We start from the raw sequence: 16,720 nt of genomic DNA, 5'->3' as shown, positions 1-16,720 counted from the left end.
GGCACGTCACCACGACGTGGCCCCGGCCGGCTTTTTGCCGCCGTCAACGGGCTTCCTCCCGCCCTGGCCCGGACTACCCTGAAGGGGACTCTGCACCAAGAGGTGATCAGATGAGGACGGGTCATTCGGTTGGGCGAGACACACGCGCCCGAAGCCATGTACGGGGCTGAGTCGATGTCCGGTCACCCGCACGAGTCCGCGCCGGGCGTCATGGCGGAACTTCATGCTGCCGGGTTCGTCGACGCCGAGGAGATCGGCCGCGGCGGCTTCGGCGTGGTGTACCGGTGCCGAGAGGCCGCGTTGGACCGTGCGGTCGCCGTGAAGGTGCTCAGCGGCGCACTCGACCCGGACAACCTCGAACGGTTCCTGCGCGAACAGCAGGCGATGGGGCGGCTCTCCGGGCATCCCCACATCGTCAACATCCTGCAGGTCGGCGCCACCTCCGACGGCCGGCCGTACATCGTGATGCAGTACCACCCGCGCAACTCCCTGCAAGAACTGCTGAGGAAGCAGGGCCCGCTCGACTGGGCCGCGACGCTGCGGGTCGGGGTGAAGATGGCCGGGGCGCTCGAGTGCGCGCACCGCGCCGGCACCCTGCACCGGGACGTGAAGCCGGCGAACATCCTGCTCACCGACTACGGCGAACCGCAGCTGACCGACTTCGGCATCGCGCGCATCTCGGGCGGATTCGAGACCGCCACCGGGGCGGTCACCGGCTCCCCCGCCTTCACCGCCCCGGAGGTGCTCGCGGGACGGACGCCCGACCGCACCGCCGACATCTACAGCCTCGGCGCCACGCTGTTCTGCGCCCTGACCGGGCATGCCGCCTTCGAGCGCCGCGAGGGCGAGAAGGTGGTGTCCCAGTTCCTGCGGATCACCCGCGAACCGATCCCCGACCTGCGCACCGACGGCATCCCGTCCGACGTGTGCACCGTGATCGAAGAGGCGATGGCGCAGGACCCCGAGGTCCGGCCCGCCTCCGCCGCCGAGTTCGGCCACGCGCTGCAGGCGACCGAGCGCAGGCACGGACTCGATGTCGACGAGATGGCACTGCCCAGCGGCACCGAGGCGGAGGTCCTCCCCGACAGCCGCGACGGTGACGCGACCGTCTTGCGGCCCGCGGTCGCGGATACGACGGGCTACCTCTCCGGCCGGTCCCGCCGGTTGTCCTACGCCAGCCGCCGCCACACCACGAACCTGACGCCGCCGGCGCCCGCCACGCGCTTCCGGCCGCCCACCCCGGTCCGCGCCCTGGTCTCGCGCAAGCGGCTGATCGACCTGCTGCAGGTCGGAGATCGTCGCCGGCTCACCGTCATCCACGCCCCCGCCGGATACGGCAAGTCCACCCTGGCCGCGCAGTGGAGCGCCGCGCTGGCCCAGCAGGACGTCGCCGTCGCCTGGCTGACCGTCGACCACGACGACGACAACGTGGTGTGGTTCCTCTCGCACCTCGTCGAGGCGATACGGCGGGTCCAGCCGACCCTCGCCGAGGAACTGGGACAGGTGCTCGAGGACCACGGTGAGGACGCGGAGGCCTACGTGCTGACGGCGCTGGTCAACGAGATCCACTCCGCCGGCCGTCGCGTCGCGCTGGTGATCGACGACTGGCATCGGGTGAGCAGCCCCGCCACCGTCGCCGCGCTGGGCTACCTGATCCAGCACGGCTGCCACCACCTACAGGTGGTTGTGACCAGCCGTAACCGCGCGGGGCTGCCGATGAGCCGGATGCGCTTGGACGACGAGTTGATCGAGATCGACTCCACCGCACTGCGTTTCGATTCCGACGAATCGCGGCAGCTGCTGGTGGACCTCGGTGGCCTGCAGCTCGCCGCCGACGACGTGGAGGGGCTGCTGCGGTCCACCGACGGGTGGGCGGCGGCGCTGCAACTGGCCTCACTGTCGTTGCGGGGCAACGAGCGTCCCGCCCGCCTGGCCGAGATCATCGAGCACCTGGCCGGGCACCAGGCCATCGGCGAGTTCCTCGCGGAGAACGTGCTCGACGCCCTGGAACCGGAGATGCTCGACTTCCTGCTGACCACCTCCGTCAGCGAACAGACCTGTGCGTCCCTCGCCTCGACGCTGGCCGGGGTACAGCGTGGTCAGGCAATCCTCGAGGAGGTGGAGGATCGAGACCTGTTCCTGCACCGTGTCGATGCCCGCGGCGAGTGGTTCCGCTACCACCACCTGTTCGCCGAGTACCTCCGGCGCCGGCTCGAGCGCGATCAACCGGGCCGGACCGCGGAGCTGCACCTCGCCGCGTCCAAGTGGTTCGCGGAGCGGCGCCTGACCGGCGAGGCCGTCGACCAGGCCCTGCTCGGCGGCGATCCCGACCGGGCGGTGGAGCTCGTCGAACGCGACAGCTACCACCTGATCGAGCACTCCAGGATGTCGACCCTGCTCGGGCTGGTCGCCAAGCTGCCCGGGGCGAACGTCGCGCGGCCGCGGCTGCAGCTCGCGGTGGCCTGGGCGAACGTGCTGCTGCAACGACCTGAGGCCGCACGCGCCGCACTGGACGTCGGCCGCACCGCGGTGCGGGCCCACCCGGGCTCCGAGAACAGAGCAGAACTGCGGATCGAGGCCAATGTGGTGCGTGGCGTGATGGCCGCACACCTGGACCGGCTGGTGGTGTCCGACAAGCTCGCGGCCGAGTGCCTGGCGCGGCCCGAGGGCCGGCCGCCGTGGGTGGTCGCGGCCGCGGCGAACCTGGCGTCCATCGCGGCGCTGTGCCGGTTCGACTTCGACGGTGTCCGGCACTGGCAGGACTGGAGCGAGGACCACTACCGGCGACTGGGTGGGCCGTTCAGCGCCACGATCGGATACTGCTTCGCCGGCATTGGGGCCAACGAGCAGCTCGACCTGGTCCGGGCCGAGAAGCTGTTCCGGCAGTCACTGCAGCTGGCCCAGGAGTCGGCGGGCCGGCAGTCGCACGCCGCCCGGCTGGCCGGGGCGCTGCTCGGCGAGCTGTTCTACGAGCAGGGCAAGGTGGCCGAGGCCGAGCAGCTACTCGACGAGAGCTGCGAACTGGGCGCGGAGGGCGGCGCCGTCGACTTCATGCTGGCGCGGTACGTCATCGGCGCCCGGATCAAGGCCCTGCACGGCGACCTGCCGGCGGCGGCGGCCCGGCTGGCGAACGGCGCGCGCGCCGCTGCGACGCTGGACCTGCCCCGGCTGCGGGCCCGCATCGAGAACGAACGCGTCCTCCTCGGGCTCGACGTGACCGTCCCGCCGCGCCCACCGCAGATCGAGACCCTGCGAGCGGCCGGGGTCCCCCCGATCGACGGGATCGCCGAGATCACCGCACAGCTCGAGGACGCGACCGCCGCGCGGCTGCTGCTGCGGTCCGGGACCGCGGAGGACGCCGACAAGGCACTGGGCCTGGCCCGCGCATGGGTGGCACGGCTCGCGCCGAGCGGACGGAACCGGGTGCTGCTGCAGGCGAACCGCCTGCTCACCGCCTGCCTGTTCGCGGCGGGCCACGACGACGAGGCCAAGACGGTACTGGCGGCGACCGCGGCAACCTGCGCCGACCACGGCATGGTCCGATACCTGGTGGACGGCGGTCCGCTGGTCCACCGGGGCCTGGTTGCGTTGCAGGCGGACATGCGAGCCGGACGGTGGGACGAGAGCCACCCCGAGGTCCCGGGCGAGTTCCTCGACCGGGTCGTCGCGTTGGCCGAGGCGGAGTCCGGTGGCCCCGGCTCCGGCACTTCCGCCGCCGAGCCCGCCGACGACTGAGGGCGCCCTCCCACGCGGTCGGAACCGCGTGGGGGACGCCCCCGCCTGGAAGATCGGGTGTCAGGCCTGCGCGAGCGGCGGCATCTTGACGACCTGGCCGGCGTAGGCCAGCCCGGCGCCGAACGCCAGCAGCAACGCGGTGTCGCCCGCCTTGGACTTGCCGGTACGGAGCATCTCCTCCATCGCCAGCGGGATCGACGCGGCCGAGGTGTTGCCTGTCTCGGCGATGTCGTTGGACACCGCGACCGTCTCCGGCAGGTGAATGCTGCGCGCGATCACATCGGTGATGCGGGCGTTGGCCTGGTGCGGGATGAACGCGTCCAGGTCCTCCATCGTCACACCGGACCTGTCGAGGGTCTGCAGCGCGATCTTGCCCATTTCGAAGGCCGCCCAGCGGAACACCGAGGTGCCCTCCATCTTGATCCACGGCCGCTGCTGGGCCGGGTTCTCGGCGAAGTCCACCCAGTTCGGCTCCTGGCGGATGGCGGTGCCCTGCGCGCCGTCCGAACCCCACACGACGGGTCCGATCCCGGTCTCCTCGCCGCGGCCGACGACCACGGCGCCCGCGCCGTCACCGAAGATGAAGCGCACCGAGCGGTCGGTGGGCTCGGTCGAGTCGCTCATCCGCTCGACGCCGATCACCAGCACGTAGTCCTGGCTGCCCGCGCGCACGAGGTCGGAGGCGAGGCCCAGCGCGTAGCAGAATCCCGCGCAGCCGGCGGCCACGTCGATCGCGCCCGCGCCCCCGGTGCCGAGCGCGTCCGCGACCAGGGCGGAGCACGCCGGGGTCTGCACCGGGTAGGTGGACGTGGCGACGATGACCGTGCCGATCTGCTGGCTGCTGACGCCCGCGGCCTCGAGCGCCCGGCGACCGGACTCGATCGACATGGCGAGCACCGACTCGTCCTCGCCCGCGAAACGACGGCTCTTGATGCCGGACCGGGACTGGATCCACTCGTCGGTCGAGTCGATCTGCTCGCAGATCTCCTCGTTCGTCACGACACGACGCGGGCGGTACGCCCCCAGACCGAGCATCGCGGAATGCCGAAGCTCCGTTGAGTTGGCGATCACTGCACCCATTTGCCTGTCTCCTCTGTTTCAAAAATGTCGCACCGGATGCTCGGGCACACCCACGAACTACTCAGGACACCGTACTGTGCACGACCCTCACGCGGTCACGGAGTCGGGCATGAACCTGTGTCAGTTTCTCGATTCGCGCGGCGTCCGAACCCTCGCAATTCACACGAGCCCCGTTGCTCACACGGACAAATGTGTTCCGCATCACTAACATGTGTCCCAGGCGGCGACCCGCTGGTCCCGTCTTGTTCCGACGAGAGCAGACACGGAATGCCGAGGGGGTTTCGCGTGAACGCAGGGCACGCCAGGACATTCGTACAGGCATCGATTCTCGGGATGGCGACGCTGCTGGCCTTGGCCCCGCCCGCCGCCGCCGACCCCAACACGGTGAACCCGATTCCTGGGCTCAACGGCACGAACGGACTCCCTGACCTGCGCGGACGGACAACCGCCGTGGCCCAGGCGACCGGCATGCTCAGTGCCAACCGCACCCAGGACAGCAATGTCCTCGGCACCGACCTCGGCATCATGTGGGACAACGGCAGCGGCCAGACCCTGACCGCATTCGGCGACTCGGCGGGCCTCGGCGTGCCGAACCTGCTCGCCGGCAGCCTCTGGTCCTGGCGCAGCAACACGCTCTACCGGAGCAACGACCGCAACCTTGCCGACGGCATGGCCTTCGACAGCACACCGCGCGACCTGCTGGGCCAGTCGAAGGAACTCGTTCCCAGTCCGAAGATCCCGTTCATCGAGATCAGCCGGATCCCCACGGCGGGTGTGGCGGTCGACGGAGTGCAGTACATGTCACTGATGTCGGTGAAGAACTGGGGCGACCCGGGGCACTGGGAGACCAACTACTCGAGCCTGGCGGTCTCCACCGACAACGGCGAGAACTGGGTGCAAGCCCCCGAGACCAACCGCCCCAGCGACGGCGCCAACCGGAACTTCCAGATGAACGCCTTCCTCAAGGACGGTGGTTTCGTCTACGAGTACGGCACGCCACCCGGCCGCGGCGGGCTCGCCTACGTGGCCCGGGTGCCGGAGAAGCAGATTCGCGACCTGGCCGCCTACGAGTACTGGAACGGCACCGAATGGAAGAAGGGCGACGTCAACGCCGCGGCACCGATCGTCTTCGGCGGCGTCGGCGAGCTGTCGGTGCAGTACAACGAGTTCCTCGGTCAGTACCTGATGCTCACCACCGACAACTTCAACTCGGTGGTGATGCGGCGCTCCCCGAGCCCGACCGGACCGTGGGGTCCGGCGGAGGTGCTACTCGATGCCCGCGAACTGCCCACCGCCTACGGGGCGTACATGCACCCGTGGTCGACCGGTCCCGACCTCTACTTCCTCACCACAGTGCACTCGAACTACAACGTGCTGCTGATGCGCACCACGCTCAACCGCTGACCGACGGGGCCGACCCCGCCACTACGGTCACGCGCATGGATGCACACGACTGGGACGCCCGGTACGCGGGCGACGAACTCACCTGGGGTGCGGCCGCCGACCCGACCGTGGKGGCGGTGGCCACGGCCCTCACCGCCGGCCGGGCCCTCGACCTGGGCTGCGGCGAGGGCCGGAACGCCCTGTGGCTCGCCAACCGGGGATGGCAGGTGACGGCGGTGGACTTCTCCACGGTCGCACTGACCAAGGGCCACCGCGCGGCGGCGCATTCGCCCAGGTCGGTGCGCGATCGCGTCGACTGGGTGCGGGCCGATGTGACGCAGGTCGAACTGCCGCCGAACTATGACCTCTTACTCCTCACGTACCTGCATCTGCCCAGGTCGCCGCGGCGTGCGCTGCTGCGCCGGGCGGCGGCCACACTGGCCCCCGGCGGCACGTTGCTGCTACTCGGACACGCCGCCGTAGCGCATGCGCACTTCCCCGTGGAACCCGAAACACTCTGCCTCCCAGAGGAACTGACCGAAGACCTCGACGGCACCGGGCTCCGGGTCGTGGCCACGCCGCAGCGCGGGGGCGACGATGCGGGCGTCGCGACGGACCTGGTGGTGATCGCGACAAGACCATCTCTTGGCAGCTAACTGAATCACGAGTAACATCGCCTAAGTTACCGACGAGTAGGTACACTTGGGCGGTACTGACACAGCGAGACCGCACCTCACCGGGAGAGTTAAGAAGACATGGGCCATTACAAGAGCAACGTCCGTGACCTGGAGTTCAACCTCTTCGAGGTGCTGGGTCTCGAGAACGCACTGAACGCAGGCACCTGGGGCGACCTGGACGTCGCGACCATCAAGGACATGCTGTCCGAGGTCGCGCGCCTCGCCGAGGGACCGCTGGCCGAGTCGTTCGCCGACGCCGACTGCAACCCGCCGGTGTTCGACACCGAGACGCACGAGGCGACCCTGCCGGAGCCCTTCAAGAAGTCCTTCAAGGCCATGTGGGACGCCGAGTGGTACCGCATGGGCCTCGACGAGGAGATCGGCGGCGTGCCGGTCCCCCGCGCCCTGGTGTGGGCCATCGCCGAGATGATGCTGGGCGCGCAGCCCGCCGCCTTCATGTACCAGGCCGGCCCGTCGTTCGCGAACGTGCTCTACACCAACGGCACCGACGAGCAGAAGCAGTGGGCGGCCACCTGCGTCGAGCGCGGCTGGGGCGCCACCATGGTCCTCACCGAGCCGGACGCCGGCTCCGACGTGGGCGCCGGACGCACCAAGGCGATCAAGCAGGACGACGGCACCTGGCACATCGAGGGCGTCAAGCGTTTCATCACCTCCGCCACCTCGGACGACCTGTTCGAGAACATCTTCCACCTGGTGCTGGCCCGCCCCGAGGGCGCCGGACCGGGCACCAAGGGCCTGAGCCTGTTCTTCGTCCCGAAGATCCACTTCGACTTCGAGAAGAACGAGCTCGGCGAGCGCAACGGCGTCTTCGTCACCAACGTCGAGCACAAGATGGGCCTGAAGGCGTCCACCACCTGTGAGCTGACCTTCGGCGGCCACGGCGTGCCCGCACAGGGCTGGCTGGTCGGCGAGGTCCACAACGGCATTGCCCAGATGTTCGACGTCATCGAGCACGCCCGGATGATGGTGGGCACCAAGGCCATCTCCACCCTGTCCACCGGCTACCTCAACGCGCTCGACTACGCCAAGGCTCGCGTGCAGGGTGCCGACCTGACGCAGATGACCGACAAGGCCGCGCCCCGCGTGACCATCACCCACCACCCGGACGTCCGTCGCAGCCTCGCGATGCAGAAGGCGTACGCGGAGGGCCTGCGCGCGGTGTACCTCTACACCGCGGCACACCAGGACGAAGAGCTCGCCAAGCTGGTCTCCGGCGCCGACAAGGACACCGCGTTCCGCGTCAACGACCTGCTGCTCCCGATCGTCAAGGGTGTCGGTTCCGAGCGGGCCTACCAGTACCTGACCGACAGCCTGCAGACCTACGGCGGCTCCGGCTTCCTGCAGGACTACCCGATCGAGCAGTACATCCGCGACTCGAAGATCGACTCGCTGTACGAGGGCACCACCGCCATCCAGGCGCAGGACTTCTTCTTCCGCAAGATCGCCCGCGACCGTGGCGTCGCCCTGGCCCACGTCGCCGGGCAGGTCAAGCAGTTCATCGACAGCGAGACCGGCGACGACCGCCTCAAGGGCGATCGCGCCCTGCTCGCCACCGCCCTCGAGGACGTCCAGACCATGGCCGCCACCCTCACCGGGTTCCTGATGGGCGCGCAGGAGCAGCCGACCGAGCTGTACAAGGTCGGCCTCGGCTCCGTCCGCTTCCTGATGGCCGTCGGCGACCTGCTGATCGGCTGGCGCCTGCTGGTCCAGTCCGAGATCGCCCTCGCGGCTCTCGACGCCGGTGCGTCCGACAAGGACAAGGCGTTCTACGAGGGCAAGGTCGCCATCGCGTCCTTCTTCGCGAAGAATGTGCTGCCGGAGCTGACCGCGAGCCGCGCGATCGTCGCCGCCGTCGACAACGACATCATGGAGCTCGACGAAGCCGCGTTCTGAGCCTTCGGTTCACCGCGGGTAGACCCCTGACAACAGCGCTGCCGCGCACCGGATCGTCGGTGCGCGGCAGCGCTGTTTGCGTTGCGGCTGTTGCGCCTACTCGCACTTGACGATGGGCACCGGGTCGTACTTCACCGTGCGGGTGTGACGCGAGATCTCTTCTCCCGTCTTGTGATCGGAGATCACCCGGGTGTCGCTGGTGGTGAATCCCTTCGCGCCGCCGGACGGGACGCAGCCGTCGCCCTTGGGCAGGTTCACCGTGTTCGGCGATGTGTCGGCGTAGCGCTCACCGGCAATGGACTCCACCTCCACCGACTTCGTTCCCCAGAACCGCACCGTCACATCGGAACTCGTACCCACCGCCTCGATCACCACTCCGGTCGGTGCGGTATTGGTGAACTGCAGGTCGATCGCTCCGTCGAAGACGGTGGCCTCGCGGGCCGCGGGGTAGCGCGAGATGTAGTAGCTGTGCTCGGTGTGGCCGGCATCCTTCATGCCCGCGAAGTACGACGCGTTGTACAGCGTCGTCGCGAGCTGACTGATGCCGCCGCCCACGGCCTTGTCCGGTCGTCCGTTGTTGATGATCCCGGACTCGACGTAGCCCTCCGCGGCGCCGCGGGTACCGGTGTGACCGTTGAGCGAGAAGGTTCCTCCCGGCTTGACCAGGGCACCGTTGATCTCGGCCGCGGCGAGGCGGATGTTCACGCCGGACGCGTACTCGAAACCGCCGGTCGTGTACTCCGAGATGACCTCCCGGATGCCGAGCTTGTCCGCGGCTGCGGTGGTGAGCTCCGGTTCCTTGGCCTCGTAGACCGCCGCGACACTGCGGTCGCCGGGCGCGGCCAGCAGGTCCGGCAGGCCGCCGAGGGTCTTGTGCCACTCCACGACGTTGCCGGTGACGGACGGCACCACCTTCGGCGAGCCGCCGGCAAAGCTGAACGTCGCGTCCTTGGGCTTGACCTCGGTCGGCGCCAACTGCGGCGCCAGCAGGGCCGCCGCGGCGTCGACGTTGTACCCGGGGGCCAGTCCGCCGCTGCCGTCCGGCGCGAAGGTCAGTACCGCACCGATGTCGTTGCGGCGCAGGACAGCCGACTTGCCGTCCTTCCCGGTCACCGTGACGTCGGCAGCCGCGGCCGGGGTCGCGATGTCGCGCAGTGCGCGGTCCACGCCGTCCTGGGTCACCGCGACCGGTGCCACGTTCACCGGCACCTCGACGCCGTCGACGCCTGCCCACTGCTCGGCGAGGGCCGAGGCCGCTCCCTCGGCGTCGAGAGCCTGGCCGGCGCGTGGCGAGACACCGGTCGGGGTGGGGCCGTCGAAGGCGATGCCGCCCTCGACCGGGGCGCGGTCCACCTGAGGGCGGAGCCCCTCGACTGCGGCGGCCAGTGCCGCCTCGTCACTGGTGGACACGACCCCGATCTCGCGGTGGGAGAACAGTGAGGTCAGCCGGGTGACCGGGTTCAGCGGCTGGGCGCCGGCCCGGTCCAGCGTGGCGGACCAGTCGATGCCCAGGCCGGCCTGCTCCGGCACCACCTGCGCCTGCGCGTCGCCCGCCCGGACCTCGACGGGCTGCTGCACGCGCGGACCGAGCTCGGTGCGCAGCATCGCCTCGGCATCGGCCGGGTTCATCCCGCCCACGTCTACCCCCGCGACGGAGACGCCGCGCGGTACCTGGTCCGAGGACATCGCGTAGTCGACCCCGTAGGCGAGGACGCCGACGGCGAGCGCGGCGGCCGCACCGATCGCGACCTTCACGCCGGTGGACCGACCGGACCCGCCCGCGCGGTCGGCGGGCACCGGGTCGGCGTTGAGTGGCCGAGGCTCCGAGGGCGGCGGGGTCTGAGGCTGGGGCTGAGCCTGCTGGGGCTGAGCCTGCTGGGGCTGGGCTTGCTGGGGCTGGGCCTGCAGGGGCCCAGGCTGCGAGGGCGGGGTGATCGACCGCGGCGGGGCGACGACGGTGGTCGGAGGCTCCTCCGGTGACTGGGCGGCCGGCGGCTCGACGCGCACCACGGACATCACCTCGGTCTTCACCTCCTCCGGATCAACGGCGGGCGCGGTGAACGTCTCCAACGGCGCGACGGAATCATCGGGCGCGTCGAGGTCGGCATCGCGGTCGGGACCTGGGGACGGTGCCGCCGTGGTCGGGTCGGCGTCGGCCGCGGGCCCCGCGTGGGTGGCGACCTCGTTCACGGGCTCTGCGTCGCTCACAGACTCCGTGTCGCGCGCTGCCTCGGCGTCGGCCGCGGGTTCGGCGGCGGTCCTGGACTCGGCAACCTCGTCGGCCGTGGACTTCGAGTCGGCCGCGCGCTCGGGGTCGGCGTCCGGTTCCGGCGCGACGGCGTCCGCCCGGGGCGCCGATTCGGTCGCCCTGGTCAGTCGGGCCGTCCGGGCGTCGTCTGCATCGGGCTCACGCGAGATCCGCACCGTCTGCGCCTCGTCGACATCGTGCGCGGCGTCGTGCGCGGCGTCGTGCGCATCCGATTCGGGGCCGGTTTCCGCCCGTTCGCCCGAATCTCCACCGATACCGCCGTTGGCGCCGAACATCACGGCCCTCCCACTGATTGCTTCACCCCGCCGAGGCCAGGTCGTTTCCGAGGCTCAAGGGTAGACGGGACAAACCGTGCACCGCCCAGACGATGGCCGGGAGCTCGACGGCGGGGGCACAGAAGACGGCCCGCAGAAATAGGTAGTCCCACGCTGCAGCCGGGTCGGGGGTCTGGCTGCAACGCGGGACTACTTGGGTATCGGGGTCGGCTCACAAGGCGTTACACATCCATCACAAAATATTTCCAATCCGGGTCCCGGCGACGCGATTCGTGCCACTACCAGGCATTACACGCGGATCCCGAGCCGCAACCGCCAGAGTGCTGCGACTGCCGACCGCTGCCGTGCACCCGCCGCGACCGTCCGTGCTCGACGATTCCCGGCGTAATCGAACGGGTGTCTGGGCGGACTCTCGAGGCAGGAGCCGCTCGCCGGAGGTCTGACGCCGAAATCACCAACACGCGTCCATGTCCAACGCGTCACCTCCGGGCTGCCGTGTGGCCCGGACAGACGCTGTACATCGTCGTCGGGGGCTGCGGCGCGAACGAACCGACAGGACGACCAGGGCGACATGAGCGGTGGCTGCGCCGCCGGCGGCAGCCGACCCGGCGCGAACAGACGCAGGGCCCTCCGGTTCGGTGCGTACCGATCCGGAGGGCCCTGCGTGGTGGGTCGCGTCAGCGCTCGGTCGCGGCGCTCGCTGTCCGCGTCACGGCTGGAGCAGAACGTCCAGGCCGCGCTGGAAGTCCCGCACCCGCCGATCGAGGGCGTGGTGGCCGCCGTTGACGAGCTCGGACACCCGGACGATTCCGGCGGTGTCGGCGACCTGGTTGAGGTTCCTCGAGGTCCAATACCAGGCGGCGGTGGTGAAGGCGTTCTCCGGTGCCTCGAGAAGCTCGGGCTGCGCGACGAAGTCGACGCCCGTGTACGCGCTCACGCTCTCGTAGTTGTGGCGGCCGGTGATCTGGATGGCGCCGCGGCCCTTGTAGCGCTCCCCGTCGCCGGCATGGGTGTTTCCGAGGTCCGCTCGACCCTCGTAGGCGCGCCCGGACGCGTACTCCTCGAATGTCCGGAACGAGTCGGACTCGACGGCGAGCTGCGCGATGAAGGCCGCCTGGCGGACGGGGTTGTCGATACCGCCGCGCGTCATCGCCGCGTTCAGAGGCTCGACGTACGCCGCGATCTTCTCCGCGGGGATGCCGGGCACGATGCGCGCCAGCTCGTCCGGGGTCACCGCGAGCGGGGGCGGCGGGGGCGGGGGTGCCGGAGCCGCCTCCGGCGCCGGGGCCGGGGCCGTCTCCACAGCTCCGGGCTGAGCCTGGTCGGCCGACCCCGAGGCGGCACCGGGAAGGGTTGGGAACTGGAGCACCTTGAACAGGTCCCCGGCTTCGTGGAACCGGACCGGAGCAGCGACGACGCCCGCGGCGGCGGTGTCAGTGGTGTCGGCGCTCGCGACGCCGGGGCCGACGAAACCGACGACACAGGTGGTCAAGGCGGCGGCGGCAATGGCCGCACGGAAATGGCGCGAGTGTGAAACGTGCAAGGTCGTACTCCAAGATTCGGCCGAAAGGCACGTCGGCCTGGCGAACGGATGCCGCGGGTGTTGCGAAGGACTTCCCCATCCCTCTCAGGTCACCGTCACGCAGCAATTAGGTCACAACCAGGTAACGTCGCAGGTAGCCCAGGTTTCAACCAATCGAGACGAGCGTCACATTCTTTCTTCTGGCGTGTCGGGTTGACATTCGGCCGAATCCGATCCGTCCCGACGACACTCGGCGTGGCGGCACTCCGACGCCCGCACTGCCGCCGTCGCCCCACCCGCGGATCGGCGCGTCGAACCACCGTGAGGCAGCCCGGAATTGTTGTACTGCAATTAGATTCACCCAACGATCCGACGCGGGCGAGCGGCCCGATCCCCAGCGCTCACGACGGCCGTCGGCGCCGTTCCGGAGCGGCCTCCCGCCCCAGGCGCCGGCCACCTTCGCGGCCCGCAGAGGGCGGGCACGAGGCACCCGGTCAGTGCCCTACCTAACATCGGCAACCGGTCCGGGTGCGGCGCTTGATAACGACGCGAACACCATCCGGAGCGCGTCCGTGACCTTCCCGATACCGAACACCCGCCCCACCCGCCCCAGGCCGGCGCCCCCGAATGTGCGCCCGGCCGGACTCGGCGAACGGTTTGCGACCGAAGTCGGACGGGAACGAAGGGCTTGTTCGCCCTCGCCGTGCAGACCTACGCTGGACGGGGTGACTGTCGTGCGAGGACCGCGGTAGTCGGGCCTCAGACACCGGCCTTCCGGCTCCAGCGACGCCAGCGGCTTCCGATGAGAACGGAGCTTGCGCGTGACGACATACGACTTCGTCGTGGTCGGGGTCGGCTCTGCCGGCTGCGCGGTTGCCGGGCGGTTGGCCACAGAATCCGCGTCGACCGTCCTGTTGATCGAAGCCGGCGGATCGGATCGGCGGCTGACGATCCGAGCGCCGCTGGCGTACCCCCGGCAGTTCGGGACCTCGTTGGACTGGGCCTACGAAACCGATCCAGAGCCCGGCTGCGCCAACCGACGGATCGCGCAACCCCGCGGACGGGTGCTCGGCGGCTCCAGCGCGATGAACGCGATGATCTGGGTCAAGGGCAGCAGTCTCGACTACGACGGCTGGCAGCTGCCCGGCTGGGGCTGGAGTGACGTGGCGCCGGTGTTCGCTCGGATCGAACAGGGCCCGATGCGCGTCACCCGCGTGCCGTGTCCCGACGAGCTGTCTCGGCGTTTCGTCGCCGCGGCGGGTGCGGCAGGTGTCGGCGCCAACGACGACGTCAGCGGACCCGACCTCGACGGTGCAGCGATCTCCCCCGTCACCATCCACAGCGGCCAACGCTGGAGCGCGGCGCGCGGCTACCTCCGGCACCAGAAGAATCTGACCGTCGTCACCAAGGCCGAGGTCCGCCGGGTGATCATCCGCGACGGCCGCGCCGTCGGCGTCGAATACCGCCGGCGTGGACGGATCCAGCGGGCATTCGCCGACCGGGAGGTCGTCGTGAGCGCCGGCGCGTTCGGCACGCCGCAACTACTGCAGTTGTCGGGAATCGGTCCGGCGGACCATCTCCGCAGCGTCGGGATCACCCCACGTGTCGCCAGCCCCCGCGTCGGTCAGGGCCTGACCGACCACCCGACTGCGTTCGCGATCTGGGCTCTCGCTCCCGGATACGTCGGCTTGGCGGATGCCGGGAAGCCGAAATGGTTGCTGCAGTGGCTGTTACGCAGGCGGGGCAAGCTCACCAGTAACGGCGCGGAAGCAGTGGCGCACATCCGGTCGACGGCCGGACTCCCGGCATGCGACTTTCAGCTGATCTTCACCCCGTCCTACGCCCTGGCCGACCCCAAGGAACGAAAGCTACGGCCCGCGTTGTCCGTGTTGCCCTCGTATTGGACACCCAAGAGTCGCGGCAGTGTCCTGGTTCGCTCATCGGATCCCGCGACACCACCGGCGATCCGGCTGAACCTGCTTTCCGAGCGTGAGGACGTCGATGCGCTGGTGCGGGCGCTGGAGCGCACGCGCGAGATCATCGCGACCGAGCCGATCGCATCCGCCGTCGGGCGGGAACTTCTCCCCGGCCCGGGCTCGGACATCGAGGCGTGCATCAGGGACAACACGGTCACAACAAACCATCAAGCCTGCAGCGTCGCGATGGGTCGGGAACCCGACAGTCCCCTGGACGAGAAGCTCCGTGTCCGAGGTGTGGAGAACCTCCGCGTCGCCGACGCCTCGGCGCTACCGCGGATTCCGCACGCCAACACCAACGCCCCGTCGATCATGATCGGCGAACGCTGCGCGGACTTCCTGCTCGCACAATCGTCTGCCGGGCCGTCAGCTGTGGCGCACCGCTAGGGGTTTGGATTCATGCCGCCACCGGCTGGCCGCATCCCGCCCAAAGGCGCACGGCCCGCGAATCAGACTGATTCCCGGGCCGTGCGCCGACGGCCGAGCAGGGCTCGGCGACCCCTTACCTGGGTCCAGCGGTTGTTCGGTCTAGCGCTCGATGATCGCCGTGACGCCCTGGCCGCCCGCCGCGCAGATGGAGATCAGGCCACGGCCCGACCCCTTCTCCGCGAGCATCTTCGCCAGCGAGGCCACGATCCGGCCGCCGGTCGCGGCGAACGGGTGGCCGGCCGCGAGCGAGGAGCCGTTGACGTTGAGCTTGCTGCGGTCGATGGAGCCGAGCGCGCCGTCCAGGCCGAGCCGCTCCTTGCAGTACTCGTCGGACTCGAAGGCCTGCAGGGTCGCGAGCACCACGGAGGCGAACGCCTCGTGGATCTCGTAGTAGTCGAAGTCCTGCAGCGTCAACCCGTTCCGCGCGAGCAGCTTCGGGATCGCGTAGGTCGGCGCCATCAGCAGTCCGTCGGGCCCGTGCACGTAGTCCACTGCGGCGGTCTCGGAGTCCACCAGGTGTGCGAGCACCGGCAGGTTGCGCTCGGCGGCCCACTCGTCCGTGGACAGCAGCGCGGCGGAGGCGCCGTCGGTGAGCGGGGTGGAGTTGCCGGCGGTCATGGTGGCGTCGCCGAGCTTGGTGCCGAACACCGGCTTGAGGGTCGCGAGCTTCTCGACGGTCGAGCCGGGGCGCAGGTTGTCGTCGCGGGTCAGGCCGAGGAACGGGGTGATCAGGTCGTCGAAGAAGCCGCGGTCGTACGCGGCGGCCATATTCCGGTGACTGGCGGCGGCCAGTTCGTCCTGGTCCTCGCGCCGGACGCCGAACTCCTTGGCGGTGATCGCGGCGTGGTCGCCCATCGACATCCCGGTGCGGGGCTCGCCGTTGCGCGGGATCTCGAGTCCGACCATCGCGGGCCGGAGGTGGCCGAGCAGCTTGACCCGGTCCGCGGTGGTCCTGGCGCGGTTGACGGAGAGCAGGAACTCACGCAGGTCGTCGTTGACGCCGATCGGCGCGTCGGAGGTGGTGTCCACACCGCCGCCGATGCCGGCGTCGATCCGCCCGGCCGCGATGGCGTCGCCGACGGCGACGATCGACTGCAGGCCGGTGCCGCACGCCTGCTGCAGGTCGAAGGCCGGGGTGTACGGGCTCAGCGCGCTGCCGAGGACGCTCTCGCGCATCAGGTTGAAGTCCCGGCTGTGCTTGAGCACCGCGCCGCCGACCACCATGCCGAGCTTCTCGCCCTGCAGGTTGAACCGGCTCACCAGTCCGTCGAGGGTGGCGGTGAACATGTCCTGGTTGGACGCCTGCGCGTACGCCTTGTCGGAGCGTGCGAAGGGGATACGGTTGCCGCCGACGATGGCGACGGGACGAAGTTGCCGGCCGGCGGGCGTGGGGGCCGCACTCTTGGATGCAGCGGCCGGCTTGTTGTTTCGGGCTCTCGGGGTCACGTCGGTCTCCATGT

General features: G+C 70.0%; 9 protein-coding genes. 5 read left to right on the top strand and 4 right to left on the bottom strand.

Features of this window, described 5'->3' with window-relative positions:
• Positions 1 to 156 precede the first annotated feature (156 nt).
• The gene (locus AC1DWC_RS04580; RefSeq protein WP_477906554.1) at positions 157 to 3,735 is read left to right on the top strand and encodes a protein kinase domain-containing protein; all 3,579 of its coding nucleotides are present in this window, start codon (positions 157 to 159) and stop codon (positions 3,733 to 3,735) included.
• Between the two features lie 60 nt (positions 3,736 to 3,795).
• Here the strand turns inward: AC1DWC_RS04580 and AC1DWC_RS04575 are convergent, their stop codons facing one another.
• Entirely contained in the window at positions 3,796 to 4,815 is a 1,020-nt protein-coding gene (locus AC1DWC_RS04575; protein ID WP_072843311.1) for a beta-ketoacyl-ACP synthase III, read from the bottom strand.
• Between the two features lie 333 nt (positions 4,816 to 5,148).
• Here AC1DWC_RS04575 and AC1DWC_RS04570 point away from each other — a divergent pair, with 333 nt between their 5' ends.
• The 3 genes from AC1DWC_RS04570 (at position 5,149) to AC1DWC_RS04560 (ending at position 8,789) form a co-directional block, all read left to right on the top strand.
• On the top strand, positions 5,149 to 6,219 hold the full coding sequence (locus AC1DWC_RS04570; protein ID WP_083577063.1) for a DUF4185 domain-containing protein: 1,071 nt from the start codon (positions 5,149 to 5,151) through the stop codon (positions 6,217 to 6,219).
• A gap of 35 nt (positions 6,220 to 6,254) precedes the next feature.
• Positions 6,255 to 6,854, top strand: a complete 600-nt coding sequence (locus tag AC1DWC_RS04565; RefSeq protein ID WP_477906366.1) for a class I SAM-dependent methyltransferase — start codon at positions 6,255 to 6,257, stop codon at positions 6,852 to 6,854.
• A 99-nt stretch (positions 6,855 to 6,953) separates the two neighbouring features.
• Positions 6,954 to 8,789: an acyl-CoA dehydrogenase gene (locus AC1DWC_RS04560; RefSeq protein WP_477906365.1), complete on the top strand. Its 1,836-nt coding sequence runs from the start codon at positions 6,954 to 6,956 to the stop codon at positions 8,787 to 8,789.
• Positions 8,790 to 8,885: 96 nt separating this feature from the next.
• On the opposite strand, the gene AC1DWC_RS04555 is transcribed toward AC1DWC_RS04560, so the two are convergent.
• The gene (locus AC1DWC_RS04555) at positions 8,886 to 11,333 is read right to left on the bottom strand and encodes a VanW family protein (RefSeq protein WP_477906364.1); all 2,448 of its coding nucleotides are present in this window, start codon (positions 11,331 to 11,333) and stop codon (positions 8,886 to 8,888) included.
• 709 nt (positions 11,334 to 12,042) lie between these two features.
• Positions 12,043 to 12,876: a glycoside hydrolase family 19 protein gene (locus AC1DWC_RS04550; protein ID WP_477906363.1), complete on the bottom strand. Its 834-nt coding sequence runs from the start codon at positions 12,874 to 12,876 to the stop codon at positions 12,043 to 12,045.
• 800 nt (positions 12,877 to 13,676) lie between these two features.
• On the opposite strand from AC1DWC_RS04550, the gene AC1DWC_RS04545 reads away from it, so the two are divergent.
• Positions 13,677 to 15,218 (top strand): GMC family oxidoreductase, encoded by a 1,542-nt coding sequence (locus AC1DWC_RS04545; protein WP_477906362.1) that lies wholly within the window; start codon positions 13,677 to 13,679, stop codon positions 15,216 to 15,218.
• Between the two features lie 141 nt (positions 15,219 to 15,359).
• Here AC1DWC_RS04545 and AC1DWC_RS04540 read toward each other — a convergent pair whose 3' ends face one another.
• Positions 15,360 to 16,706 carry an acetyl-CoA C-acetyltransferase gene (locus AC1DWC_RS04540; RefSeq protein WP_477837457.1) on the bottom strand — a complete coding sequence of 449 codons (1,347 nt, stop codon included), beginning with the start codon at positions 16,704 to 16,706 and terminating at the stop codon, positions 15,360 to 15,362.
• Between the last annotated feature and the right edge of the window lie 14 nt (positions 16,707 to 16,720).

This window comes from Rhodococcus sp. P4_C10, assembly GCF_056402135.1.
The sequence above is the reverse complement of the archived record's forward strand: the minus strand, read 5'-3'. Positions and strand labels throughout refer to the sequence as shown.

What these genes read in the sequence shown, in the direction of transcription:
- AC1DWC_RS04560 (WP_477906365.1), top strand. Translation starts at nt 6,954, where the DNA reads ATGGGCCATTACAAGAGCAACGTCCGTGACCTGGAGTTCAACCTCTTC.
- AC1DWC_RS04575 (WP_072843311.1), bottom strand. Translation starts at nt 4,815, where the DNA reads ATGGGTGCAGTGATCGCCAACTCAACGGAGCTTCGGCATTCCGCGATG.
- AC1DWC_RS04580 (WP_477906554.1), top strand. Translation starts at nt 157, where the DNA reads ATGTACGGGGCTGAGTCGATGTCCGGTCACCCGCACGAGTCCGCGCCG.
- AC1DWC_RS04570 (WP_083577063.1), top strand. Translation starts at nt 5,149, where the DNA reads ATGGCGACGCTGCTGGCCTTGGCCCCGCCCGCCGCCGCCGACCCCAAC.
- AC1DWC_RS04555 (WP_477906364.1), bottom strand. Translation starts at nt 11,333, where the DNA reads ATGTTCGGCGCCAACGGCGGTATCGGTGGAGATTCGGGCGAACGGGCG.